The sequence below is a fragment of the Methanoculleus formosensis genome (assembly GCF_025384765.1).
GTDB classification, from domain to species: domain Archaea; phylum Halobacteriota; class Methanomicrobia; order Methanomicrobiales; family Methanoculleaceae; genus Methanoculleus; species Methanoculleus formosensis.
The window spans coordinates 1-23,808 of sequence record NZ_VHLL01000003.1; the positions used below are offsets into that span (position 1 = coordinate 1).

Annotated in this window: 21 protein-coding genes and 1 tRNA gene; 13 read left to right on the top strand and 9 right to left on the bottom strand. The window is 62.3% G+C overall.

The features are described 5' to 3' along the window. The first annotated feature begins 658 nt into the window (after positions 1 to 658). From FKB36_RS06475 to FKB36_RS06490, 4 genes are all read left to right on the top strand, one after another. Positions 659 to 1,621, top strand: a complete 963-nt coding sequence (locus tag FKB36_RS06475; protein WP_261597240.1) for a sulfurtransferase — start codon at positions 659 to 661, stop codon at positions 1,619 to 1,621. A 611-nt stretch (positions 1,622 to 2,232) separates the two neighbouring features. After that, positions 2,233 to 3,207 carry a TIGR00341 family protein gene (locus FKB36_RS06480; RefSeq protein ID WP_261597241.1) on the top strand — a complete coding sequence of 325 codons (975 nt, stop codon included), beginning with the start codon at positions 2,233 to 2,235 and terminating at the stop codon, positions 3,205 to 3,207. A gap of 108 nt (positions 3,208 to 3,315) precedes the next feature. After that, entirely contained in the window at positions 3,316 to 4,323 is a 1,008-nt protein-coding gene (locus tag FKB36_RS06485) for a phosphate uptake regulator PhoU (protein ID WP_261597242.1), read from the top strand. 84 nt (positions 4,324 to 4,407) lie between these two features. Further along, positions 4,408 to 5,658 carry an SLC13 family permease gene (locus FKB36_RS06490; RefSeq protein WP_261597243.1) on the top strand — a complete coding sequence of 417 codons (1,251 nt, stop codon included), beginning with the start codon at positions 4,408 to 4,410 and terminating at the stop codon, positions 5,656 to 5,658. Between the two features lie 4 nt (positions 5,659 to 5,662). Here the strand turns inward: FKB36_RS06490 and FKB36_RS06495 are convergent, their stop codons facing one another. Further along, entirely contained in the window at positions 5,663 to 6,538 is an 876-nt protein-coding gene (locus FKB36_RS06495) for a polynucleotide 5'-hydroxyl-kinase (RefSeq protein ID WP_261597244.1), read from the bottom strand. A 125-nt stretch (positions 6,539 to 6,663) separates the two neighbouring features. On the opposite strand from FKB36_RS06495, the gene FKB36_RS06500 reads away from it, so the two are divergent. Further along, positions 6,664 to 7,185: a mitochondrial ATPase complex subunit ATP10 gene (locus tag FKB36_RS06500; RefSeq protein ID WP_261597245.1), complete on the top strand. Its 522-nt coding sequence runs from the start codon at positions 6,664 to 6,666 to the stop codon at positions 7,183 to 7,185. A 130-nt stretch (positions 7,186 to 7,315) separates the two neighbouring features. Here FKB36_RS06500 and FKB36_RS06505 read toward each other — a convergent pair whose 3' ends face one another. Then, the gene (locus FKB36_RS06505) at positions 7,316 to 7,792 is read right to left on the bottom strand and encodes a pyridoxamine 5'-phosphate oxidase family protein (RefSeq protein ID WP_261597246.1); all 477 of its coding nucleotides are present in this window, start codon (positions 7,790 to 7,792) and stop codon (positions 7,316 to 7,318) included. Positions 7,793 to 8,433: 641 nt separating this feature from the next. On the opposite strand from FKB36_RS06505, the gene FKB36_RS06510 reads away from it, so the two are divergent. Beyond that, positions 8,434 to 9,831 carry a hypothetical protein gene (locus FKB36_RS06510; protein ID WP_261597247.1) on the top strand — a complete coding sequence of 466 codons (1,398 nt, stop codon included), beginning with the start codon at positions 8,434 to 8,436 and terminating at the stop codon, positions 9,829 to 9,831. Between the two features lie 30 nt (positions 9,832 to 9,861). Here the strand turns inward: FKB36_RS06510 and FKB36_RS06515 are convergent, their stop codons facing one another. Next, positions 9,862 to 10,359 carry a metallophosphoesterase gene (locus tag FKB36_RS06515; RefSeq protein WP_261597248.1) on the bottom strand — a complete coding sequence of 166 codons (498 nt, stop codon included), beginning with the start codon at positions 10,357 to 10,359 and terminating at the stop codon, positions 9,862 to 9,864. Between the two features lie 248 nt (positions 10,360 to 10,607). Here FKB36_RS06515 and FKB36_RS06520 point away from each other — a divergent pair, with 248 nt between their 5' ends. Continuing rightward, complete coding sequence (locus FKB36_RS06520; protein WP_261597249.1) at positions 10,608 to 10,778, top strand: hypothetical protein; 171 nt, start codon at positions 10,608 to 10,610, stop codon at positions 10,776 to 10,778. Positions 10,779 to 10,807: 29 nt separating this feature from the next. On the opposite strand, the gene FKB36_RS06525 is transcribed toward FKB36_RS06520, so the two are convergent. After that, entirely contained in the window at positions 10,808 to 12,043 is a 1,236-nt protein-coding gene (locus tag FKB36_RS06525; RefSeq protein WP_261597250.1) for a GNAT family N-acetyltransferase, read from the bottom strand. Positions 12,044 to 12,052: 9 nt separating this feature from the next. Continuing rightward, positions 12,053 to 13,420, bottom strand: coding sequence for a sensor histidine kinase (locus FKB36_RS06530; protein ID WP_261597251.1), 1,368 nt, complete (start codon positions 13,418 to 13,420; stop codon positions 12,053 to 12,055). A 215-nt stretch (positions 13,421 to 13,635) separates the two neighbouring features. Here FKB36_RS06530 and FKB36_RS06535 point away from each other — a divergent pair, with 215 nt between their 5' ends. Together FKB36_RS06535 and FKB36_RS06540 are read left to right on the top strand one after the other, a co-directional pair. Beyond that, positions 13,636 to 15,225 carry an NAD+ synthase gene (locus tag FKB36_RS06535; protein WP_261597252.1) on the top strand — a complete coding sequence of 530 codons (1,590 nt, stop codon included), beginning with the start codon at positions 13,636 to 13,638 and terminating at the stop codon, positions 15,223 to 15,225. Then, positions 15,225 to 15,905 (top strand): endonuclease III domain-containing protein, encoded by a 681-nt coding sequence (locus FKB36_RS06540; protein ID WP_261597542.1) that lies wholly within the window; start codon positions 15,225 to 15,227, stop codon positions 15,903 to 15,905. Before FKB36_RS06535 ends, FKB36_RS06540 begins: the two co-directional genes overlap by 1 nt. 498 nt (positions 15,906 to 16,403) lie before the next feature. On the opposite strand, the gene FKB36_RS06545 is transcribed toward FKB36_RS06540, so the two are convergent. Continuing rightward, positions 16,404 to 16,586 carry a hypothetical protein gene (locus tag FKB36_RS06545; RefSeq protein ID WP_261597253.1) on the bottom strand — a complete coding sequence of 61 codons (183 nt, stop codon included), beginning with the start codon at positions 16,584 to 16,586 and terminating at the stop codon, positions 16,404 to 16,406. A gap of 138 nt (positions 16,587 to 16,724) precedes the next feature. On the opposite strand from FKB36_RS06545, the gene recQ reads away from it, so the two are divergent. Together recQ and FKB36_RS06555 are read left to right on the top strand one after the other, a co-directional pair. Next, the gene (recQ, locus tag FKB36_RS06550; RefSeq protein WP_261597254.1) at positions 16,725 to 18,539 is read left to right on the top strand and encodes a DNA helicase RecQ; all 1,815 of its coding nucleotides are present in this window, start codon (positions 16,725 to 16,727) and stop codon (positions 18,537 to 18,539) included. A gap of 84 nt (positions 18,540 to 18,623) precedes the next feature. Continuing rightward, complete coding sequence (locus FKB36_RS06555; RefSeq protein ID WP_261597255.1) at positions 18,624 to 19,592, top strand: endonuclease/exonuclease/phosphatase family protein; 969 nt, start codon at positions 18,624 to 18,626, stop codon at positions 19,590 to 19,592. Between the two features lie 24 nt (positions 19,593 to 19,616). On the opposite strand, the gene FKB36_RS06560 is transcribed toward FKB36_RS06555, so the two are convergent. Then, positions 19,617 to 20,378 carry a winged helix-turn-helix domain-containing protein gene (locus tag FKB36_RS06560; RefSeq protein ID WP_261597256.1) on the bottom strand — a complete coding sequence of 254 codons (762 nt, stop codon included), beginning with the start codon at positions 20,376 to 20,378 and terminating at the stop codon, positions 19,617 to 19,619. A gap of 133 nt (positions 20,379 to 20,511) precedes the next feature. Here FKB36_RS06560 and FKB36_RS06565 point away from each other — a divergent pair, with 133 nt between their 5' ends. Together FKB36_RS06565 and FKB36_RS06570 are read left to right on the top strand one after the other, a co-directional pair. After that, positions 20,512 to 20,916, top strand: a complete 405-nt coding sequence (locus tag FKB36_RS06565) for a pyridoxamine 5'-phosphate oxidase family protein (protein ID WP_261597257.1) — start codon at positions 20,512 to 20,514, stop codon at positions 20,914 to 20,916. Positions 20,917 to 21,352: 436 nt separating this feature from the next. Continuing rightward, the gene (locus FKB36_RS06570; protein WP_261597258.1) at positions 21,353 to 22,027 is read left to right on the top strand and encodes a flavodoxin family protein; all 675 of its coding nucleotides are present in this window, start codon (positions 21,353 to 21,355) and stop codon (positions 22,025 to 22,027) included. 559 nt (positions 22,028 to 22,586) lie between these two features. Here FKB36_RS06570 and FKB36_RS06575 read toward each other — a convergent pair. Together FKB36_RS06575 and FKB36_RS06580 are read right to left on the bottom strand one after the other, a co-directional pair. Continuing rightward, positions 22,587 to 22,671, bottom strand: a tRNA-Ser gene (locus FKB36_RS06575). A gap of 39 nt (positions 22,672 to 22,710) precedes the next feature. Continuing rightward, positions 22,711 to 23,796, bottom strand: a complete 1,086-nt coding sequence (locus FKB36_RS06580) for a hypothetical protein (protein WP_261597259.1) — start codon at positions 23,794 to 23,796, stop codon at positions 22,711 to 22,713. Positions 23,797 to 23,808 lie beyond the last annotated feature (12 nt).

Sequence of the window (23,808 nt, forward strand, 5' to 3'; positions counted from 1 at the left end):
TGTCCCCCTCCCAGCAATAGCGTTTTGGGACAACTTCCGGCATTGGAGAGGTGGCGGCTCACGGGGAGGGGGCGTGCCCCCCTCCCCTGCCTCTGCCCTGTACGCTGACATCTGTAACCCCACTCGAAGACCTTCGGTTTTCTCAAACTCCTGGCGTTGTCCGTCGCCCTTCCAGGACAGTCGGCCTCCCCCCATATGGGCGCTCGCAAACCTCTCCTAAAAAGTCCCCCACCACCCGCGCTTCGCGCTCCTCCCGCCCCCCAAGGGGGCGGGCAGTGCGTGGCGATAGGCGATGCCCCTACGGGACATCGCTGGAGAAGACCGAAGGCCTTAGACCGGCGATTTGCCAAAGGAGAAGAACACTAAGACCGAAGATGTAGTTCCCCGAAAGCCGTGCACGGGCTTTGCGACAGAGTGAAGAAGGATCGTCCGTAAAAAGAATCTCCGCACACCCAAACCCCACCACCGGCACCTATTGAACCAGCGCGCCAGCCTTCAGGGCTCGTCACTTTAGTAAACGCGCTCACCGGAACGCAATACTCCAACTCACCAGACCCCGCCCCCAACCCGATCCTGCAAAGATATATCTGGTCTCAAGCCTGGAGTGACGCGGGCTCACCGGCCCCCGGTGAGAGTATCCAGCATGAGGTGAGGGAAAATGGAAGAGAAGATGTTTACTCCCGGCGGTATGGACCGGCTACAGGCCACGAGCGACCGGGAGAATATCCCGTATCCCCGGGGTGACGGGAAGGTCAAACTGGTGAACTCGGAGTGGCTGGACCGCCACCTGAGCGATGCCAACCTGAGAGTCGTCGACGTCCAGCCGAACATACACGACTACATCCAGGAGCACATCCCCGGTGCCGTCTATCTGACCGAAGGCGTCCTGCGGGTATCCAATCGCGGCTTCCCGGGGTCGTACAGCCCGAACGCCTGTATCCAGGAGTCTTTCAGGCGCGCGGGAATCGAGGCCGACTCTCCGGTCGTCGTCTACACGGGGAAAGGCGCGTTCTCCGGTGCGGGCGACGGGCTTGGTCAGACGATGATGGCCTATACTCTCGCGAAATACGGTCACAACACCGTGTACATCCTCGACGGCGGGATTGACGCATGGAAGAGCGAGGGGCGAGAACTCTCGCAGGACTATCCCGCGATCGAACCGTCCAGTTTCACCGTCGAGGTCCGCGACGACTACCCCATCGGGTATGAGGAGTTCGTGCGGATCAAGGACAACGACGATGTGGTCCTGCTTGATGCACGCCCGGCAAAGGTCTATGAAGGGAAGGGGGCCTGGCGGAAGGCCGGGCATATCCCCGGTGCCATCAACCTGCCCTGGAGGAGCCTGATGGACGAGGCGAACCCGGCACGGCTCAAGTCCAACGACGAACTCGACATGATCCTGGAAGAGCACGGCGTCGACCGGAGCAAGACGGTCATCTGCTCGTGCGGAACCGGCCGGGAAGCCACGAACGAGTTCGTCCTCTTAAAATGGCTCTATCTCTATCCGAACGTCCGGCTCCACGAGGGCGCGTTCACCGAGTGGGTCACACACCCGGACAACCCGGTCGTAGAGGGGCCGGAGCCCCGAGGGGCGAGCGTTGAGGCGGCTCCCGCACGATAATCCTTAAATCCCCGGGCAACCGCCCAAAACCATTATTTTCTACATTTCCCAAACAGAAATCATTAAATATTAAACTGCACTAGATAGACTTAGAGAGTTTTGGATCCACGCGAGACACTTCCCCCCTTGACGTCGTCTTTTCGTGTATCCTCTTCTCTCTAAACCGCATTTCTTCAGGACTGTGTTCTACGGGAGGGTAGACTTTCGCGACGTATCACCCTTCTAACGAGAAAACCGTCGTCTGAATCACCGGTGGCCTGGATGTCCCATCTCTCCTGTCCCAGAAACATTTATGCTTATCAGCTGCCATGAGACACTCCGTGGGCCGTACTGTCGGCAGGATCGCTCCTATGGACGATGAATACCCGCTGATCGCACGGTTGGGGTCACCTTGTCGATATTTCTCGACCTGGAACTCCCTTATTGCTGCATGGCGGAGCACCGCTCTCTATGAGCCTCCCGATTATCGGGGTGCAGCGCCCGCCTCTGCGGGATCAGCTCCCGGAGAGAGCCTGTGGTCAGACATGAGGCATGAATCAGACCTCGAGGCATGGAGACTCGCGCTGCGGTAATACGCGCATCGGCGGAGCCGCCGACGGTCGGGTGGAGCGATGAAGAAGATCGTCGTTCACGTACGCGAAGACGGGCATAAACAGGTAGAGGACGCCCTCAAAGGCCTTCACTACACGGCATCACTCGTGCAGGATATCTACCAGATCACCATATACACGCCTGGCGAGAATCTCGACGACCTGATCGAGAAGATTCGCGGTGCGCTGGACCTCGAGTACAAGGAAAATATGATTGAGGTCTCGTCTCCAGACTTCGTCGTCTCCTCACTCCTCGAGCGTGCTGAGGAGAAGGCCGAAACGAAGGAAGAGAAAACGCCTGTTGAGAAACTGCTTGACACCATTAAGGGATACGAAGTTCTCGATCTCGGAAAACTTGCGTTAACGTCCATTGCCGGGGTGATCGCCCTCACCGGCCTGGTACTCGACAACCAGACGATCATCATCGGAGCGATGCTCCTCTCTCCGATCATGGGCCCAATCTACGGGTTCGCCGTCTACGCCGCTCTCGGGATGATCAAGAACGCCTTGCGTTGCCTGGGAGTGATGGCATCGCTGCTTCTCGGCGTCTTTATCCTCTCCGTCGTCGCCACATTCCTGATCGGCCTCATCATACCGCTCGGGCTGACCGAAGAGATCACCACACGTCTCGTGTTAAACCCCATTTACACGCTGATGGCAGTGCTTCTCGGGTTCGCCGCGGCGCTGGCGTTCAACAGGGGCACAACAGAGGTTATCGCCGGTGTCGCCATCGCTGCCACCATCATCCCGCCGACCGTGGTAGCCGGGATCGTTCTGATCCTCGATCCCATCGTCCTTCCCTCCGCTGTGGTGCTGGTGGCCGGGCAGATCGTCGGACTGATGGCAGGCATACTCGTCGCCGTCGCCGTGCTGAGGATAGAACCCCGGGACCTGTACGACAGGACCGTTGCACGACGGTACCGGACATGGTCGGTCGTCATGATCATAATCCTCTTCACCCTGCTCCTCTGGCTCACAACACTCATGTGGATGTAGCGGCGGCACTGGAATGGGTATATCACTATAGTTATTCACCGAGCATACCGGTGACATATATACTCTCCAGAATGCATATACCCTCACTGCGCCAACACTGTAGCATTCATGGAGATCAGAAAAGTTCAGATCACCGGGGGTTCGTCGTACATCGTATCCCTGCCGAAACAGTGGATCAGGTCCACGAACATACAGAAGAACGATCCTGTAGGGCTGATCGTGCAGCCCGACGGTTCGCTCCTGATCACGCCGAAGATCAGCGGGGAGGTGGTCTACCGGACCAGGGTCTTCGAGGTCAGTGCCACGACGGACCGACCCTACCTGCTCCGCCTCCTCATCGGGGCGTACGTCGCCGGGTTCACGGCCATCCGCCTCGAATCGAAGGGAAGGATGCCGCCGTTTGTCCTGCAACTGGTCCGGGAGTTCACGCAGATGGCGATCGGCCAGGAGGTAGTCGGCGAGACGGACTCCTCAATAACTGTCAAGGATCTCCTCAACCCCGCAGAGATGCCGTTTGAGAACACCGTGAAAAGGATGCATGTCCTGGCACGGGGCATGCAGCAGGACGCGATGACCGCCTTACGGACGCACGACGCGGATCTTGCCCGGGACGTCATCGTGCGGGACACGGAGGTAGACCGGTTGCATTGGCTCGTCGCGCGGCAGGACAACCTCATCGGGATCGACGCCGCGCTCTCCCGGCGGATGGAGATCCCGGTAAACCAGGCGGCGTACTACTTCCTGGTCAGCAGGATCATCGAGCGGATAGCCGATCACGCCACCCGGGTCGCCCATAACGCGCTCGCCCTGATCGACCGCGAGGTCGAGGCGGCGACGCTCGACCTCATGGATGAAGCGAGCGCGCTTGCCCTGGAGATCTTCGCGTGGAGCATGGAGGCGTTTCATTCGGGCGACATCAGGAAGGCAAATACAACGCTCCAGAGGGTGACCGACCTCGAGGAGAAGGTCCGGGAGATCAACACACAGGTGATCCGGTTCGAAGCGGCGACGGCGATCCCCCTGGGGCAGATTTCCGACAGTATCCGGCGTATCGGAGAGTATTCCGGGGACATCTGCGAGAGCGTCATAAACTATACCGTCGGACAGGAGACCTGAGGGGCGAGCGCGGCCCCGGGTGATCCCTTTTTTCGAGCGGACGGCGAACCATCGATACACGCACACTCCCGTGCCCGCGATACCATGAGCACCATCATCCCGATCGTCGTCCTCATCATCGTCTTTCTCCTGATTGCAGTCAGGAAGATCGGGAGCGTCAACTTTCGCATATGGCAGGTGATGCTCCTCGGCGCGGCGGCAGTCCTCGCGTCGGGGGCGATCGCACCCGCGGATGCGCTCGCGTCCATCAACCTCGATGTGATCTTCTTCCTCTTTTTCATGTTCGTGATCGGCGAGGCGCTCGCGGAGAGCGGTTACCTCTACCACCTCTCCCACAGGCTCTTCTCCCGGGCAGAGTCTGTCCGGCACCTGATCGTCCTCACTCTCGTCGGCGGCGGCTTCTTCTCGGCGCTCCTGATGAACGACACGCTCGCGGTCATCGGCACCCCGCTGATGCTCTACTTCGCCCGGCGACACGGCATCTCCCCAAAACTCCTGCTGCTCACCCTTGCGTTCGCCATAACGACGGGAAGCGTGGTGAGTCCTATCGGGAACCCGCAGAACCTGCTCGTCGCACTCTCGGGCGGGATCGAGAACCCGTTCATCACGTTCCCTCTCTACCTCGCCGTCCCGACGGTGATCTCGCTCCTGATCGCTTACGCCTTCCTCACGAGAGCCTTCCCGGGCGAGTTCCACGCGACGGCGCTGGTTCACACCGAGGAGGAGATCCGCGATCCCGCCCTCGCGGCACTCTCCCGCCTCTCGCTCATCCTGCTCGTTCTCCTGATCGCTGCAAAGGTCGTCGCGGCGATGCTCTTCCCGGCCTTTGAGATCGGGCTGACCTGGATCGCGGCCGTCGCGGCCATACCCGTCCTCGTCGGGAGCAGGCGGCGGTTCGAGATCGTGCGACGGATCGACTGGCCGACACTGGCCTTCTTCGTCGGCCTCTTCGTCCTGATGGCGAGCGTCTGGCAGTCGGGGTTCTTCCAGCCGCTCATCGAGGAGAGTTCGCTCGACCTTGCCGCCGTCCCGGTCATCGTCGCGATGGGCGTCGTCGTCTCCCAGTTCGTCTCGAACGTCCCCTTCGTCGCCCTTGCCCTCCCGGTTCTCGAGCACCTCGGGGTCTCCACAGCCGGTCTGATGGCGCTTGCGGCCGGGAGCACCATCGCCGGGAACATGCTGATCCTCGGCGCGGCAAGCAACGTCATCATCATCCAGTGCGCGGAGAAAGAAGGAGAGACACTGACATTTTGCGAGTTTGCACGGGTCGGCGTTCCGCTCACCCTTGCCCAGACGGCGGTGTATATGATCTGGCTCTCGCTCATCCCGGCGTGAGGATTCAGGGCCGAAACGACTCCATATGCCCCGGCGCCGCCCCGAGATCCAGGGAGATCGAACCGAACCGGATCGACGCCACGACGGCCGGGTCGAAAGGCGGGGCGAAGACCCCGAGCCGCCTTCCGGGATGCAGGTTCTCGACGATACCGAGGGCGACGACGAAGTTCTCGGGGTCGTTGAGGGAGATCAGCCTTCCGCCGATCCCGCGGGGGTTTCCGGGATCGGGCACTCTGCCCTGGAGCCCGAGACCCCGGAGCGGGATCTCCTGCAGTTCTGCGCCGGCAAAGTAGGCCCTGAAACGTTCCTCGCGGTAACGCCGCCGCGCGGCGGCAGGTCGGGCAACTGCCACAGGGGAGACAGCGATCCGGTGGATTATGACCCTGGGGCGGCGGGCGAAGTTTGCAAGCAGCCGTTCGAGTTCCCGGCCGCGCTGGAGGGCAACGATGCGGGTGGGACGGAGGAGGTCGATCATCTGGAACTGGAACTCGATACCCACCCCGCCGGAGACGAGTCCGGGGGAGTCGATGACGGTGACACGAGCACAGAGTTCGTCGGCCTTCTCGACAAGACGTTTTGCTCCGGTTATGGTCTGGACGAAGTGGCCGCCCGGGGACGTCGAACCGACGAACCGGAGATAGGAGTCCGACGGGCCGGGATAGACTTCCATCCCCTCGGTCGTCGGTGGGCCGATCCGGGACTGCCCGGTATCGCAGTCGATATACGCCGTCCTCGTCTGCGCCGCCGCCGTATCGACGAGGTAACGGCAGAGTGTCGTCTTTCCGCTATCCGTCGCCCCGATGGCGTAGATGCGCTCCCCGGCTTCAGGCCGGCAAAGCGTCGCGGCGAGGTCTTCCCATCCTTCCCCGATGCTGATCAAACCGGTACGCCTCCCTGGAGGAACTGTTGCGCTTGAGAGGTATTGTGCTTGACGTAGCGCCCCCTTCGAGGGCCGCATCTCACCCGGGAGAGGCTTTATCATGAGGGTGCCCTTACTGGCAGGCCATGAACCGAACGGAAGCAACCAGCGAACCGGTGCCCGCAGCCCTCGGCAGGACGTTTCCCACCCTCATGGCAACGTCCCTCTCCGGCAGGGTCGTCACCCTCCCCGACGATGCCGGGGAGACCGCTTCGCTCGTCGTGCTCGCCTTCCTAGAATCCGCCGGGGAGATGGCGGAGTCCGGGAGCAGCCCGTTTTCCGGAGATTTCACCGAGAATCCACGGGTGAAGACCTACTTAGTTGCGGTCGTCGGCGACAGCCTCATCGGGAGTTCCCTCGCCGATCGCATCCGGCAGGGTCTTCGGGGCGGCACCCCTCTCGCGAAGCACGACCAGGTGCTGATCTACCCTGAGGATATCGAACGGTGCCGGCGGGCTTATGGGATCGACGACCCGTCGCTCGCCTATATTTACCTCCTGGACGGGCGCGGCATCATCCGCTGGATGGAGAAGGGGACCGCAACGCCGGAGGGGCTTGCCGACCTGCTCGATACCGCCGGGACACTGATCGAACCGCTTCTCCCGTAACTCATGGCGGCGGGCCGGCAGCACGATCTGATCGGGCGGCATCCGGGAGCCATGGCCGCCCCGCCCCCTCCCGGCGAGAGAGGCCTGGCTTCCGGGGCGGTTGCGCGCCGCGGCATGGTTCCAAAAAAGGTTAGAGGTTCTTTAAAGCAACGATATCGGTCACGCCGGTCAGTTTCCAGATGTTCGAACGCTCTTCGGAGGCGATCGCCTCGATCGGCTCCTCCGGCTTATGACCGAGCGCTGCAAGGATGTTCTTTGAGAGGTTGTGCGCCTTGATCATGTGCACGAACTTCTCGCGGATGAGCTTCTTCTCGATCGCGTCCTCAAGCTGCACCAGGTATCCCTGCATCGTCACGAAGGTGTAGCAGGAGAGGTCGCTGGAGTACTTCTCGACCTCGACGGAGACATACGGGTGCTGCCGGAAGAGATCGTTCTTCCTGCCGTACTTGGTTGCCAGGAAGTAGAGAAACTTCCCATCGAAGACGTACAGGAACGGGGCAATATACGGATATTTACGGCCCTGGAATGCAATACGGCTGAGAAAACCCTCCTCGATGAGCTTATCGTACTCCGCTTTGTCCATATTTGGTATCTTCACGATCTCCATCAGGCATCCTCTTATTCCGGTAACCCGTGGGAGTACATATAGGTTTCCAGGGGAGGGGAGACGGCACCTTCGGAGTTCGACGCGACCGACCGGCAGCAGGTGCAGCCACTATACTATCGGGCTCAAAAGAATCGAGGAACTTGACCCGTCGCGGAGCAGATCCATCGGCCCCTCTCCGTCGCGGGTTGTACATTACGGAGCAACAGATTGAGATCCCCCCAGGTCTTCCCGCTCGTATCTCACCGGGGTACGGCTTTGCATGAGGATCACCATAACTGCCTCCGCCCCCGAGGGACCGGGGAGAAGCGCGAAGCGCATAGTGCCCGGTATATAACTGATGAACAATTCGGGTAGATCTGACGATCATTTCTAAAATTATGCCCTTAAAAAGCCCTATTTCGGGTTTTATCCATCCCCGGGAGGATTGAAACCCCATCCCACCCGCCGTCGCAGGAATCCCGCGTCTCGGGAGGGGTTTGCCTGCCGGCCCGGGTCTTTCGCGACGACTTCGGTTCCGCCGGGGACGCAACCCGGGAATGGCGGATATCCGTTGGCAGCGAAAACGGTTTTACCGGAGGAGTTATTTTTCAAAAAATGCAATATAATAATATTTATATAAATTAACTGAAAGAAAAATGCTCATGAGCAAGCACCATGATAATGCCCTCATTTTCCTGGGAATTGCCGTTTGCGCGGGGTTCCTCCTCACCATACCGGCCGTTGCCGACTCAGGCCAGGGGCTCACGGCGCTTGAGTCGGGAGAACTACTGCCGTTCTCGCCCGGCAACCTGTCGGCGATAGGGAGCAGACTCGAGCCATCCGGCCTCCCGGAACTCTCCGATGAGGGGGACGTAACAGACGCGGCCCCGGAACTCCCGGCGGAGGAGAACACAACCGGGACCTTCCCGGTGCTCATGGATGAGAGGGATAACCCCGAGCCATTCGCAGAGTTCCGAAACGAGGAAAACATCTTCTCCTCGCCCGAAGAACCTCTCTTCGAGAGCGATGCGGAGCCGGTGACGCCTGCCGCCCCGGAGAGCACCGACCAGCCCGATCCTGTGGTCGGGGCACCTCACGAGGAGACCGACAGATATGACGACGAACGGCTGGCAGGGCTGGTCGAGACCGCCAGCATCCGCCTGATGAGACTCTCGATGGAGCATGCCCACGCCCTCTACCTGCAGGATAGCGATGCCGCCGCCGTAGCGGCGGACGAGCTGTACGCGTTCTCCGTCAGGCTGCTCGGCGAGGTGCAGCCGCTCCAGGTCTCCCCGGAACGCCAGCCCTTCAAGGACGAGTTCGTCAGGTCGCTCGAGGCATACTCGTCGGCAAGCAAGACGCTCCGCGACCCGGTGGATGCCGGCGAGGGTGTCGTTCCGACGGCATTCAAGGATCTCGCCGCAGCGTCGGAGGGGCTTGAAAATGCCGCCCGGCAGGCCGCTGAGGTACAACCGGCAGACGGCGGCATCTCCACGATGACCGCCGCCGGCACCATCACGGCCCGGGCATCCGAGACCCCGGCCAGTACCGGGCCGATCGCGGTCGCACCGCCGGAGAAGATTCTCCCGCTCATGGACCGCCACACCTACGACGACCCGGACGGCGAGAATATGGTCTCGCTACTCGCCGAGTCCACCCGGACCGCAACGACATACCGTGAGGTTCCCGGCAATGAGTCGACGCCGACGATTGAAGCAGGCGAGGGGCGGATGTTCCTCCTCGTTGCCGTCAAGTCGACCAACCTCGGGCACAAGGGCGACTCCGACCTCTACACCATCGAGGCTCCCGGGCGGGACGCGTTTATCCTTGAGCGCGAGGGAACCACGTTTGCCCCCCTGGATGTCCCGCCCTTCACCACGCTCGGGGAGTCGTTCGACAGAAAGCCGCTTGAGCGGTATGAGTCGCTGAAAGGCTACCTCTACTTCGATGTCCCGGATACGTTCGAGGTCTCCGGGGCGACGCTCAGGGCGGACCTCGGGTACGCCGGCGCCCCGGCCTGGAACCTCGACGAAGTGCCCGACGGCGCGGATGCGGTGTAACCCGCACCGTTCTTCCACTTTTTTCCCGGATCAGAGGGAGAGCAGTTCCACGTTCCGGCTCCCTGTATCCAGCACGGCGACGGTCGGTCGCCCGGTCAGGTAACCGCAGGCCTCTCCGGGGTTGATGACCAGCGTCCCGCAGAGCGTTCTGACCTGCGTCTGGTGAGTATGGCCGTGAACCACGACGTCGAAGGCGTTGTGCCCGATGAGCGCCTGCAGGAGTTCGCGGTCGTCACCGTGGAGCAGCCCTATCGTCATGCCGCCAGCGGTAACGGCGGCAAACGTGCCCCGCAGACTGAGCCGATCATGTTCGGCGAACCGTGCCGCGAGGAGATGGAGATCGCCGTCGTTGTTCCCGAGGACGCCGATCATAGGCGACTGCAGGTTTGCAAGCCGGGGGATGACGAACGGCGAGACGTAATCTCCGGCGTGAAGCACCAGATCTACCCGTTCCCCGTTCAACTGCTTTACAGCCGCGTCCACTATCTCAAGGCAATCGTGTGTGTCGGAGAGGATCCCGATGCGCATGTATGCATCCCTGGGCACCACCATGATATATGGCTGTCCATCGCCGCAGGGGCAAGACAGATCCCTCCGGCACGGCCGTCAGGGATGCGCTTCCACCTGTATTACCCCGGAAAACCCGGAATAGTATGCCACAATCGGGTATTTTAGAGCGCAAAATCTTTATAAAACCACCATCTGATACTGGAATGGGAGCATGCTCCCGGGATTGCGCCGGGAGCACCGAAAGAATGGATCTGCAGGGGTATAGCATGTGGGCGTACATCAAGCACTCTGACGGCAGAACAGAGGAACGGGAGTTTCCTGCCGGAGTATGCATCGAGATCGGCGACATTCTCGAAGACGGATCGGTCGTCATCGATGTCCCGTACCCAGACGGGATCGAAGACGATATAGAGTTCTCCGATCTCTACGACGACTGAAGCGGGCAAAGCGGCCGCGTGAGAACGCGTTATCGCCGGAACCAGCCGGCGGCCCGCCGCATCGGCTGGACGTTCGCCCCCTCCATCTCGCCGAGAGCAAACGCATACCTTGCCCGGATCGTCGGCGGGAGGTCGCTCTCCGGTATCGAGATGAACCCGTATCCCGCGTAGAAGTCGACAAGGTTCCGCACGGAGTGCATGTACAGGGTATCGTGCTGGCACGCCTCGACAAGCGCGTCCATCGCCCGCCGGGCATACCCCTTGCCCCGGAACCGGACCGGGGTGAAGACGCCGTCTACCTCGCAGCCGTCCGGGTGCCGCCGGCACCGGGCGACGGAAACAAGGATATCGCCTGCAAAGACCCCAAATATCCGATCTGTCTTCGGGTCCGCCTTCAACTGGTGGTAGTCGGTCCAGATCTCTTCTGCAAGCGCGAACTCCTCGCTCCGCAGTTCCCGGGTCTCGACCGCGAGGTGAATCGGGACCGCCAGCACCAGTACCGGTTGTCGCACACACCCTGCAACAGCGCTCGTGACGCTCCCGAGCGGGGCGGCTCCCGCAGCGTCGCGTCTCCCTATGCGTGGGATGGCAACCAGGGATGCGCCGAGCTCGTCCGCCACGGCGCAGATGGTGCCCGCCGGCTCCCCGGCCCGTACCAGCGGCTCGAGTTCTCGCCCGGGGGCCGATAGAACGTCTTTCAGGGCAGCGAGCCGGTCGCCGGCCTCCTGCTTCGTCTCCGAGCGCCCGGATTCTACAACGTGCAGGAGCACCGCCGACTCGCTCCCGGCAGCGTCTTTAAGGAGCGACCGGAGTTCGGGCACCGGGTCCGCGAGATCGGTCGGTACCAGCAGCCGTGAAAAGAGCGCCGGTCCTTCTCCCGTCGACCGGGGCACGATCAGGACGTGCACCCGGGCGTCACGGAGCACGGTGGCCGCAACGTTGCCGGAGAAGAGGTTCCGGAGAATTCCCGGGTCACGAACTCCCATGGCGATCAGGTTCGCCCCCGCCTCCAAGGCGGTCCGGAGTATCCTCTCCGGAACATCAATCCCGTCACCCTCGGCAACCACCACCTCGACGGGGAGCCCCTGCCGTTGCACCAGTTCCCGCATCCGGTGGAGCGCGTCTTCATCGGCGGGCGAGAGGCCTGCCGATCCCGGGGCATGAACGAGGACGACCTCGCGGACGCCCGGAACCTCGCCGACCCGCTCCGCCATGATGACGGAGGCCTCGGAGAGGTCTGTCGGAATAAGCACTTTTTCAAACATTCTTCTGCCTCAGATGATCCGGTATCCGCCTGGGGGCACGTGTATCTCAAACCTCGCCCCCTTGCCGGGCGTCCCGGTCTCCCGGATCGTCATATTTGTGATGGCCAGGATCTCCCGGACGAGAAAGAGCCCGAGCCCGCCCTCGCTGCCGACGCCGTAATCGAAGATCCGCTCCTTCCCCTCTTCGGGGATTCCCACGCCGTCGTCCTCGACAGAGATCACGAGCCCGTCGTCCAGGATCCGGTAGGTGATGACGACCGAGGATACGGTCTCCCCGTGCCGGACGGCGTTCTCGATCAGGTTCGAAAAAACCCGGTCGAGCATCGGATCAGCGAAGATCTCGAGCCGCTCAACCCAGGAACGAACCGATATTCCCGGAAGCAGCAGGCACGACGTCACCTCCCTGACCACCTTCTGGACCGCCTGCCAGCCCGACGGCCGGAGGCCGAGATCCTGGTAGTCCCGAGTCACCTCCGCGCGCCGCTGCACCACCCGGGCGTCCTCCTCCAGGCTCTCGATATACCGGCGGATACCTGGGTCGTCGAACTCCCGCCTCCCCCCGGCGATCCGTCCGAGGAGTGCCGATACCGCTGCGGCGAGATCGTTCCGGGTGAGACGTCCCAGCATATTCAATTTGGCGTTCGTCTGGCGAAGTGCGTCCTCGGCGTTCGTCCGTGCGGTGATATCGACGAGGGTGAGGACGATCCGTTCGCCCGGGAGCCGGCCGGCCGATGCGAGCACCCGGACAGTTACCCCGTCGATCCGGAGAAACGTCGTCTCGCACCCGTAGACCGCTCCACTCCGGTCGATCTCTGCCGCCAGCGCTTCCCAGGTGCCGGGGTCTTCGAAGAGCCCGGCGGCATGCTTCCCGACCAGGTTCTTCGTCGTGAGACCGAGGAGTGCGGCGCCCACGTAATTCGCCTCCTCGATCTGCGGCCCGGATTCCCCGGGAGCAACGATGAACGTCCCTGCCTCCGAGTTGTCGAAGGTCCCACGGTACCGCTCTTCCTGCTCCCGCAGCCGGAGAGAGAGGAGCGATACGACGGCGGCGACGGCGACGAAGACCCCCGCACGCGCGAGCGCCGAGACGACCTCTCCGGCATCGCCCCCGGTGAAGAGCAGGACCAACGCCAGGTACCCGAGAGCCAGGGCAAACGAGAAGACGATTCCCCGGCGGGGAAACCAGTAGGCCGCAAGGATGACCGGCAGGTAGAGCAGGTGCGGGAGGACGATGGTGACGCCGGCAAGGAGGCCGGCGGCGTTTGCGATGAAGGCGATGAGAACCGATGCAGCGAGCAGGAGGAGCCGGGTATCCCGGTTTGCGGACCGGCGGCGGTGCGAGTTCAGGCTATCCGCCCCCGGATACGGTTGCGCCACGCAATCGATGTACCGGATCTCCGCACAGGGGAGATCGTTCTATGGCATGCTCTCTGCATGATATCCTCTAAGGCGCATTGACCTTCGGCTTTAAAAGGGATATGATCGGCGGGCGCGGCCAGTAGGGCGCGGAGGTTCGCGTCCCGAGAGGATACCGTCATGCAAAGACATATGCCATTCGTTCTGTCATTACTGATCATAATCGGGGAATGACCATGAAGATCTCGATCCTCCAGGTGAACACGGTCGTCGGCGATCTCGCCGGCAACGCCCGCCGGATTGCAGCGGGCGTACGCGAGGCATCCCGCCACCGGCCGGACCTGATCGTCGCCCCGGAACTCTCTTTGACGGGCTGTCCTCCCCGGGATCTGCTCCTGCAGGCGGGGTTCATAACCCGGAGCCTCTCTGTCCTGGACGACCTGGCTGCCGAACTCGTCAATGCCCCCCCGGTTCTCGTCGGTTTCGCCGAGCCGAACCTCACCGGCACCGGCCGGCCGCTCTTCAACGCCGCCGCCCTCCTCCGGGACGGAAAGGTCCGGGAGACGTTCGGAAAGGCCTCCATATCCGGCGTCTTCGGCGAGAGCCGGTACTTCGAGCCGGCGGCCGGGAGCCCCCGGACATTCCGCCTCGGCGAGAGAACGATCGGGGTCGCCATCGGTGAGAATATCCGCTGCGGCGGGCGGGCCCCGGACGTGATCGTGAACCTCGTAGCGTCGCCGTTTGCCGCAGGCCTGCACGCCCTGCGCGAGGAGGCGCTCTCGGAGATCGCGAGGACCCGCCAGGTCGCGATCGTCTCGGCAAATCTCGTCGGCGGGAACGACGATCTGGTCTTCGACGGTCGGAGCATTGCCTTTTCCGCAGACGGAACCCTCATCGCCCGCGGTGCGGCCTTTGCCGAGGACGTCGTAACCGTCGATCTTGCCCGCCCCGTCCCGCAGGCGGTCGCTCCCGACGACCCGGCACCTGAGGCGGAGATCTGGCAGGCGCTGGTGCTCGGCACCCGCGACTACGTCCATAAATGCGGGTTCACATCCGCCCATCTCGGCCTCTCCGGCGGGATCGACTCCTCGCTCGTCGCCGCCGTCGCCGCCCGGGCGCTCGGGCCGGAGAACGTCCTCGGAGTGCTCCTGCCCTCCCCCCACACCTCCGCGGAGAGCATCGAAGATGCGCAGAAACTTGCGGAGAACCTCGGGATCAGGACATGCACCATTCCGATAACCCCGATGATGGAGGCGTTCGACGGCGCCCTCGCGGATGTCTTCGCCGGGCTCCCCCGCGACATCACCGAGGAGAACCTGCAGGCCAGGATCCGGGCGACGGCGCTGATGGCCCTCGCGAACAAGTTCGGCTCCATGCTCCTCTCGACCGGGAACCGATCGGAGATCGCGGTCGGCTACTCCACCCTCTACGGCGATGCGGCGGGGGGGCTCTCTGTGATCGCCGACGTCCCGAAGGGGATGGTCTACCGGATTGCCCGGTGGCTGAACGGAGAGCGCCCCGTCATCCCCGGCCGGGTGCTGGAGAAACCTCCCTCCGCGGAACTCCGGCCCGACCAGACCGACCAGGAGACCCTTCCCCCCTACGACCTCCTCGACGCGATACTCTACCGCCATATCGACTGTTTCGAGTCGCCCGATGAGATCGTCGCCGCCGGATATCCCGAAGAGACGGTCAGGCAGGTCGCGAGAATGGTCGATCGGGCGGAGTTCAAGCGCAGGCAGGCCCCGCCCGGAATAAAAGTGACCGGCAGGGCGTTTTCCACCGACTGGCAGATGCCGATCGCCGCGAAGCCCTGGTGGCAGTGATGCCGGCGACCCTCACTGACGACCTCAACCTCATCTACGACGCCCTCTTCGCGGCGTTCGGCCACCAGCACTGGTGGCCCGCAAAGACACCGTTCGAGACGATGGTCGGTGCGATCCTCACCCAGAACGTCTCCTGGAAGAACGCGGCGCAGGCCATCCGCAACCTCGAAGACGCCGGGATGCTCGACCCCCATCTCCTCGCTGCGGCCGAGGCCGCCGATATCGCCCGCCTGATCGTCCCTTCCCGCTACTACAACCAGAAGGCGGAGCGGGTCCGGGGTTTCGCCCGGGTCTACGTCGCCGAGTTCGGGGCCGACCCGGAGACGATGGCGTCCGTAGAGACCGGCGAACTCCGCGAACGGCTGCTCGCACTCCGGGGTTTCGGGAAGGAGACGACGGACACCATCCTGCTGTATGTCTGCAAAAAACCGGTCTTCGTCGTCGATGCGTATACTCGGCGGATATTCTCGCGCTACGGCCTCCTTCCCGAAGGGGCGTCCTACGATCAGACGCAGCGGCTCTTTGCCGGGAACCTCGCTCCCGACGCGGAACTCTTCAACGACTACCACGCCCAGATCGTGCGCCTGGGGAACACCACCTGCAGAAGAACGCCTGTCTGCGACCGCTGCCCCATCCGGGAGGTTCGCGGGAAGATCCGGTGTGCCGTGGGGCGGGGGTGAAGGGTGTTAGGCCTTCTGTGGCGCGAAGGGAAGGGAGACGCGTATCACAGACTCTGCTGAAACCCTTTTTCGCTCTTCCCCTACCCCGACGGGGTTGATGCTGGGCCCGGCAGTCCCTAGGATCAGCCTTTTTCCTCGAACATCCCCATGCAGTGGACCGTGGTGGCTATCCCCATTGGGGGTGGCGGCTCGCGGGGAGGGGGCGTGCCCCCTCCCCTGTCTCCACCTTATGTAGCAATATCTGAAAACCCCACCCCGCCCGGCCTTCGGCCTCCTCCCCCGCCCCAAGGGCGGGGGCAGTCATGGCGATATTTGGTGGAAAGCCGTGCTCTTGGATTGCAATCATCCGGGGTAAACAGGTAGGGATTCAATAAAGCCATGTCGCACAGATCTCGCGGCTTCACACGAACTTTCAGAGCATGGATGATGATACCGCTCACGCAAAATGAGCGATGGCTCTCCCCGGGCCGCCAGCGCCGGAAGAGCGTCAATGCCCGCTCACTTCGCCCGGTAGATGTTCAGCCCGATCTTGATCTCCTCGTGTCCCGGCACTGAGACGTTCCCCTCGGTGGAAGCGATCGTTATCGACTTCCCGCTCTTGGACGCCCCGAACTCCTTTCCGAGATCCACCCGTATGGTGAGAATGTTCTTCTCGACCGCCATATCGACGTTTTTCATCATCTCCAGTACTCGCGTCCCCCGCGGATATGCGCTTCGATACGGGGGGAGGCGCGGAAGATCTCTCTGCCGCCGTTCGGGACAACAAACCCTATCCCGGCTCCCGCCCAACCCTACCAGCAGATCGGATATCGTGGCACAATGAATACAAAATACAGTGTTCTGGAGAAATACTTCGGCTACACGTCGTTCCTTCCCCACCAGGAGGAGATCGTCGACGCCGTCCTCAGCGGCCGCGACGTCCTCGCCGTCATGGCAACCGGGGGCGGTAAGTCTCTCTGCTACCAGCTCCCCGCTCTCGTCTTCGGCGGACTTACGGTCGTCGTCTCGCCGCTCATCGCCCTGATGAAAGACCAGGTCGACAGCCTCCGGGCAAACGGCATTCCAGCCGCGACGATCAACAGTTCGCTCGGGTACGGGGAGCAGAAGATCGTCGAGCGGGTGATCCTCGAAGGCCGCATCCGGATCCTCTACGTTTCGCCGGAGCGGGCGGTGCAGCCGTTCTTCCTCTCGCTCATCGCAAAAGCGGACGTCCGGCTCATCGCCATCGACGAGGCGCACTGCATCTCCATGTGGGGGCACAACTTCCGCCCCGAATACCGCCGGCTCCGGATGCTCAAAGAGCGGTTCCCCGCCGTCCCCGTCATCGCCCTGACCGCGACCGCCATCCCCGCCGTCCAGAACGACATCGCGGTCGAACTCGCTCTCTCGAACCCGGTCAGATTCGTCGGGAGTTTCAACCGCAAAAACCTCACCTACCGGGTGGTGCCGAAGGCCCGCTACTTCCCGAGACTGGTCGCGTATCTCACCGAACACCCGAACGATGCCGGGATCATATACTGCTTCTCCCAGAAGGCGACGGAGGAACTCGCAAAGAAACTGCAGGATAAGGGGTTCTCGGCGCTGCCCTATCACGCCGGCCTCCCGGACAGCGTCCGCGCGGAGCACCAGGAGGCCTTCTCCCGCGGCGACGTCGCGATCATCTGCGCCACCGTCGCCTTCGGCATGGGCATCGACAAACCGGACGTGCGGTTCGTCATCCACACCGACCTCCCGAAGGATATCGAGTCCTACTACCAGGAGACCGGCAGAGCAGGGAGGGACGGAGAGCCGGGCGACTGTATCCTCTTCTATTCCCGCGGCGACTACGGCACGATCCGGTACATCATCGAGAAGGAATGCACCGATGCGACGCAGAAAGACGTTGCCTACCGGAAAGTCGGGATGATGCTCGACTACTGCGAGACCACCGGGTGCCGGAGGAAGTTCCTGCTCGCCTACTTCGGCGAGTCCTACCCGGAAGAGCGGTGCGGCGGGTGCGACCGGTGTGAGACGCCGGTGAAGGTCTTCGACGGGACAGAGGCCGCGTCACTGGTCATCACCTGCGTCCACGAGACCGGAGAACAGTTCGGCGCATCCTACATCGCCGACGTGCTCACCGGCTCGAAGAGCAATAGGATCCGCGAGAACGGGCACGACCGTATTCCGGCTTACGGCTCCGGCAGGGGGTACACCCGCGATCAGTGGCTGCTCTTCATCCAGGAGATGGTCGGGAAGGGGTTCGTCACGTCGACCGGCGGCCGGTACCCCGTCCTCGTCTCGAACGACCGGAGCCGGGCTGTGCTCGCGGGGGAGATCGCGGTGCCGCTCGCAGAGCCGCGTCCAGATGGCGTCGTCGCGGCACGGGTCGAGAACGACTACGACGAGGCCCTCTTCCTCCGGCTCCGGCAACTCCGGAAAGTCGTCGCCGACCTTGATCGAGTGCCGCCGTTCGTCGTCTTCCACGATAGAACCCTCAAGGAGATGGCAACGTCTTATCCGGGAACCGGCGTAGCCCTCCTCGGGATCTACGGCGTCAGCGAGGCGAAACTGAAACGTTACGGCAGGAGGTTCCTCGACGCCATCGAGAAGCACTGCGCCGAACACGGGATCGGGCCGGAGCAGCGGAGCGGGTGACCCCCATCCTACGTAAACACCATAAAACTATCCAGAGCTCGATGTATTAATGAACAAGGAGTGTTAAATTCATGTACAGGGCATATGCGGCTCATTTCATGGAACGTGGATCTCTTCCGCTCCGGTCTTAAGAGCGTGGAGAAGAAAGTCGAAGCTATCTGCCAGCACTCGCCTGATATCGTCGCATTCCAGGAGGTGACTGACCGGACCCTGCCGCTCTTCCGAGAAGAGCTGGAGAAGTACGGGCTGTTCCACTCCGTCGACAGCCTTGCGCTGGTGGAGATCGCACGGGTGGCCTACATGGCCGAGCGGCTGAACGATCTCCGTGCACGGGGCACAAACGACCCATTTCAGTTCGCGTACAGCGTCTCCCGGCTCTCCGAGCAGTACTCGCCTCCAGGTGAGGCAAAGGATGTCGGGTGCCTGATCGCGAGCAGGTATCCTCTCGCGCCGCTAAACCCGCTCGACTTCGATATCCCATGGAGACAGCGGGTAGTCTCTGCCGTCGTCAGCGCACCGGCCGGCGAATTCGAGGTCCACAACGTCCATGTGCCGTCGGCCATAGGAAACAGGAGGAATGAGATCGTCAAGGCCGAGACGCTGGTCGGGATCTACCGGCACCTCGCCGTTCATTCGGCACGGCCGCGGATCCTCTGCGGCGACCTCCACATCCCGGAGGCGGAGCTCCCCGACGGAACGATCGTTCCTTTCTATCAAGATATCTTACCGGACAAAGCCTACACCACCACGATCTCCGAGAGCGACGAATACCTCGGCCGCCCGAGACGGTGGTGGTACAACGCCGAGATGAACGTCCTCCCCGGTCTCGCGGAGTACGACCTCCCCGACGTCTTCCGGAGACTCCACGGCTACCAGGCGAGGGAGTACAGCTGGTGCCCCGACCGCGGACCGGAGGACGTCCCGAAGTGCAAACGCTACGACCACATCTTCGCGTCCGTGCGCCTCAACCCGACGGCGTGCTGGTACCTCCACGGCCTCCGGGGGCAGGGGTTGAGCGACCACTCCGCCGTCGTGATGGACTTCGAACCGTGATCCCCTCCTTAAATCGTGGCTCTGCTAACTCGGTTTTGCTGAAATCCCGTTCCGGACTTGCCGATTGAGCTCCGCAAGCGTTCTGAGCGATTCGTAGCCGCTCAAACTGATGCAGTACTCCCCTCGGTCTCCGCGCTGGCGGATCAGGTCGACCTCCAGGAGTTTTTCCAGGTGGAAGAGGAGGTTTCCCCCGCGCAGACCGGTGATCTTTGCGAGATCCGAGAACGACCTTCCTTCTCGATAAAGCGCCTTGAGGATCCGGACCCGGTGAGGGCTGCTCAGGGGGTAACAGATCCTGTCCGCGAGGCTCTCCGGCGAGAGATCATCGATGCCACGCTCTCCCTCCTGCTCATCCCGATTGCCGTGGATCGACTCGATCAGCCGGAGTTGGCGGTCAAGCTGCCTGCCTGCCTCTCGAAAACAGGGGGTGCAGTGGTCGGTCGGGGCGTTGTGCTGCAGAACCGCGAGCCGTTCCCTGGCCGCGCTGACGGCTTCGAGCGGAACCTCTCCGGTCTTCAGGTGCTCGATCGTGCTCTCGAAAAGGGCAGCAAAAGCAGCCTTACACTGTTCCGCCAGAGGACAACCCGAAACCTCTCGGTCGATCAGGTCGCTTGCGGTCTCGATATGTCCGCGCACGGCGGCTTCGGCGCACTGCCGCCGGAACTCGGAGAAGAGTTGGTCCACCTTCCGGCCGTCTGGAACGGCGTACCGCCGGATTTCAGCCCGGAGCTCTGCAACCTCATGCCGGAGCGCAGCGAATTCCGAATCATCGGTTGGTATTCTCATGGTCTCTCACGTCTCTGCGACGGGGCGGCGCGGCACGCCGGGTCAGGGTTCTGTAGCGTCGCCGTTACAACTACAGTTTTCTGACAAATTACTATATAAATATGTAGTTCAGAGAATGTATTGGTGAAAAACGATGGTTGCACTTACTGAAGAGATGAAGACGGCGTTTCGGACGATGAAGGCCTTCCCGGTCGCCACGGCCTCGAAGGAAGGCTGGCCGAACGTGGTGCCGATCGGGTTCGTCGAGATCGTCGACGACGAGACGATCTGGATAGCGGACAACTTCATGAAGAAGACGCTTGCAAATATCCAGGAGAACCCGAAGGTCTCCATCTACGTCTGGGGACCCGAGACGAAGGGCTGCTTCCAGGTCAAGGGCGACGTCGAGATTCGGTCGAGCGGTCCGGAGTTTGAGAAGATGCAGTTTACCGTCCGGTCGAAGATGGCGAAAGCACCGGCAAAGAACCTCCTCATCGTGAAGATCCGGGAAGTTTACGAGTGCACGCCCGGACCGAAGGCAGGGGAGAAGATCCTCTAACTTTTTTTGAGAAGCCCCGCGGGATCTGCCGTGGGTAACTCCTACGACCCTCTCCCGGTTTCCCTTGTGCCGCAGGCGACTACCCATCCACAGATTTCCGTTGACTATCGCCACTGGGGGAGGCGGCTCGCGGGGAGGGGGAACATCCCCCTCCTCTGTCTCCACTCCTAAACTGATGTCTACAACCCCCACCCCACCCGGCCTTCGGCCTCCTCCCCCGCCCCTTTGGGGCGGGGGCAGTGCATGGCGATATCCCCATGATCCACTGTACGGGACTTTTCACGAACCCAAACGGTTCTGGCGATCACCTAAAGAGGCCAGGATCAACCAACCATCTTCCATACGTTCGCGCCGCCTCACAGAGGGGACTGCCTTCCGGGTTCTAAACTATTTTCCCGCGCCGGGGCCAACGCTTCCTTCCGGATGTGACAGAAGAGTGAAGATAACTGCAGTTGTGGGAAGCCCACGGGGGATGCGGAGCAGGACAAGAAAACTAGTGAACTTCGTGCTTGCCGGGGCAGAAGAGGCCGGTGCCGTGGTCGACCTCATCGATCTCGCTGACATGGAGATCGCCCCCTGCACCGCCTGCGAGAGCTGCAGCCTGGACGGGACGTGCGTCTTTGCCGACGACTTCTCCGCCGCGTACGACCGGATACAGGACGCCGACGGGCTGGTCTTCGCCTCGCCGGTCTACGTCGACAACGTCAGCGGGCAGATGAAGGTCTTCATCGACCGGCTGGCGGACGCCATGCACTACCAGAACCTCGCCGGGAAGTACGGTTGCAGCGTCGCGACCACCGGGATCTCGGGAGGCGATGCGGTCACGGGCTACCTGAATCACGTGTTCAACTACCTCGGGGTGACGACGATCGGGGGGATGAGCGCCGCGCTCGGCAGCGACACGGAGGCGCTCGACCGGGCTGAGGCGGCGGCGCGCGATCTCGGGAAGCAGCTCGCCCTCGCCGTCAGGGACCGGCCGCGCTATCCCGATCAGGAGGCCGAGATGGCAGAGAACCGGGAGTACTTCGCCGGGATAGTGCGGGCAAACCGGGACTGGCGGCCAGACGGGTACGAGCGGTGGGTGCGCGAGGGCTGGATCAGGGAGGAATGAAGAGACCGGCAGTCATTAGATCGTCTCGCCGGTACCGTTGGTTCCGGACCGGACACGGGGAGCTGTATCTTGCCATAGAAGAGCGGAACTACCGGTTCTGCTGAAACCGTGTTCCATCTTCATCCTTTCCTGATGAGGTTAACGCTGGGCCCGGCTGTCCCCCAGGATCAACCTTTTTCCTCGAACAGCCCCATGCAGTGGACCGTGGGAGAATCGCCATTGGGGGTGGGGCTGACGGGGAGGGGGCACGCCCCCTCCCCTGTCTCCACCATACAGGGATCAGTCTACAACCCCACCCCGCCCGGCCTCCGGCCTCCTCCCCCGCCCCGAGGGGCGGGGGCAGTCAGGGCGATATGCGACAGGCTGAAGGGTAGGAGCAGGAGAAGACCGAAGGTCTGGACTTGCGATGGACGGAACGTCCGGAGCACGAGCACCGCTAGATGCGCAGCCCGGTGGAAAGCCGTGCCCCCGAGTACCCCTGATTGCGGCCATCTAGATCAAACAGGGGGTTCAACAAGGCCGAACTAACTTTTTTCAACGGTTGGGCGTGAATAATAGACGCCGGGAGGGAGATTTGAACTCCCGAGGTGCCAGGCACCAGTGGCTTTCAAGGCCACCGCCTTCCCGGACTAGACTATCCCGGCTCGCCTAAACCTATTGGTCGCCGGACAAAAAAAGGTTGTTCATCTCCTGCGCGCGAAGACAACGGCAAGAAGCGCGAGGAGTGCAAGAACAGCAGGGAGCGGCGCGGCCTGTGCAGGGGTGGGGGTCGCGTCCCCGAAGAGACCAGGCGCGGTCTGGCTCACCCTGACCGAGTCGGCGTTCGAGGCCGAGACCTGCACCGTGCCGCTGTCGTTGTAACTCATGGGGTAGACCTTGAGGTAGATCAGACCACCCCGTGCAGCAATCTCCACGGTCTCGGGTTCGAGCATGCCTTTCTCGTTGGCCTTGTAGTGTTTGTTATCCTCATCGATGTACTCGACCACCCAGTCGATCCCGGCCGAGGTCACGATCTTCACCACGCCACTTCTGGTGTCGACCTCGAAGTAGGCAGGGGCAGATCGGCCGGCGGGGGAGCTCGCGGATATCATCGCCTCCGTCGGCGTCGGACCGGGCGTCCCGGTCACCACGAATACAGCGCTGCCGATGTAACCTCTGGTATCAGAGAAGGAGACCTCGTACGAGCCTCCGTCGGAGATGGGCACCTCAACAGAGAACGCCCCCTCCTTATTGGTCGCTATGTACTGCGGCCCGTAAACGACAAAGCCATCTCGTTCGACCCGGACCTGCACGCCCGCGCTACCGAGATCGCCGATTGCACCCCGGAGATCGAGAGTGCCGTCGAGGTCCTGGTTGAGCGGTGAGTGTATCTTGAGCGACCCCGACCGGTCGACCAGGGTGATCATCCGCTGGGTCGTCGAACTTCCCCCGAAGGTGGAGAGCGTGGGATCGATGATCTCGATCGAATAGTCTCCCGGTCTAAGACCGTCGGTATCGAACCTCGCGGTGAATGTCCCGTCTTTCTGGACGACGATCTCCACCCTGCCCACCTCGCTCTTCCCGGGCTTGAGAGCATAGAGGATAACGTCCGTGCTGAACCCGGGTTTGAGCGTGGGGGTGGTGAGCCCCCCGGTGATCGAGGTTCCCGTGACGACGAGCGTGTCACCGACGTATACCGTCTGCGGGGCGCTGATTGAGACGTATGCGGCCGATGCCGTACCGACGAGCATCATCGCCGCGATGATCGTCAGCCATGCGATCCTTTTCATATCATTACATCC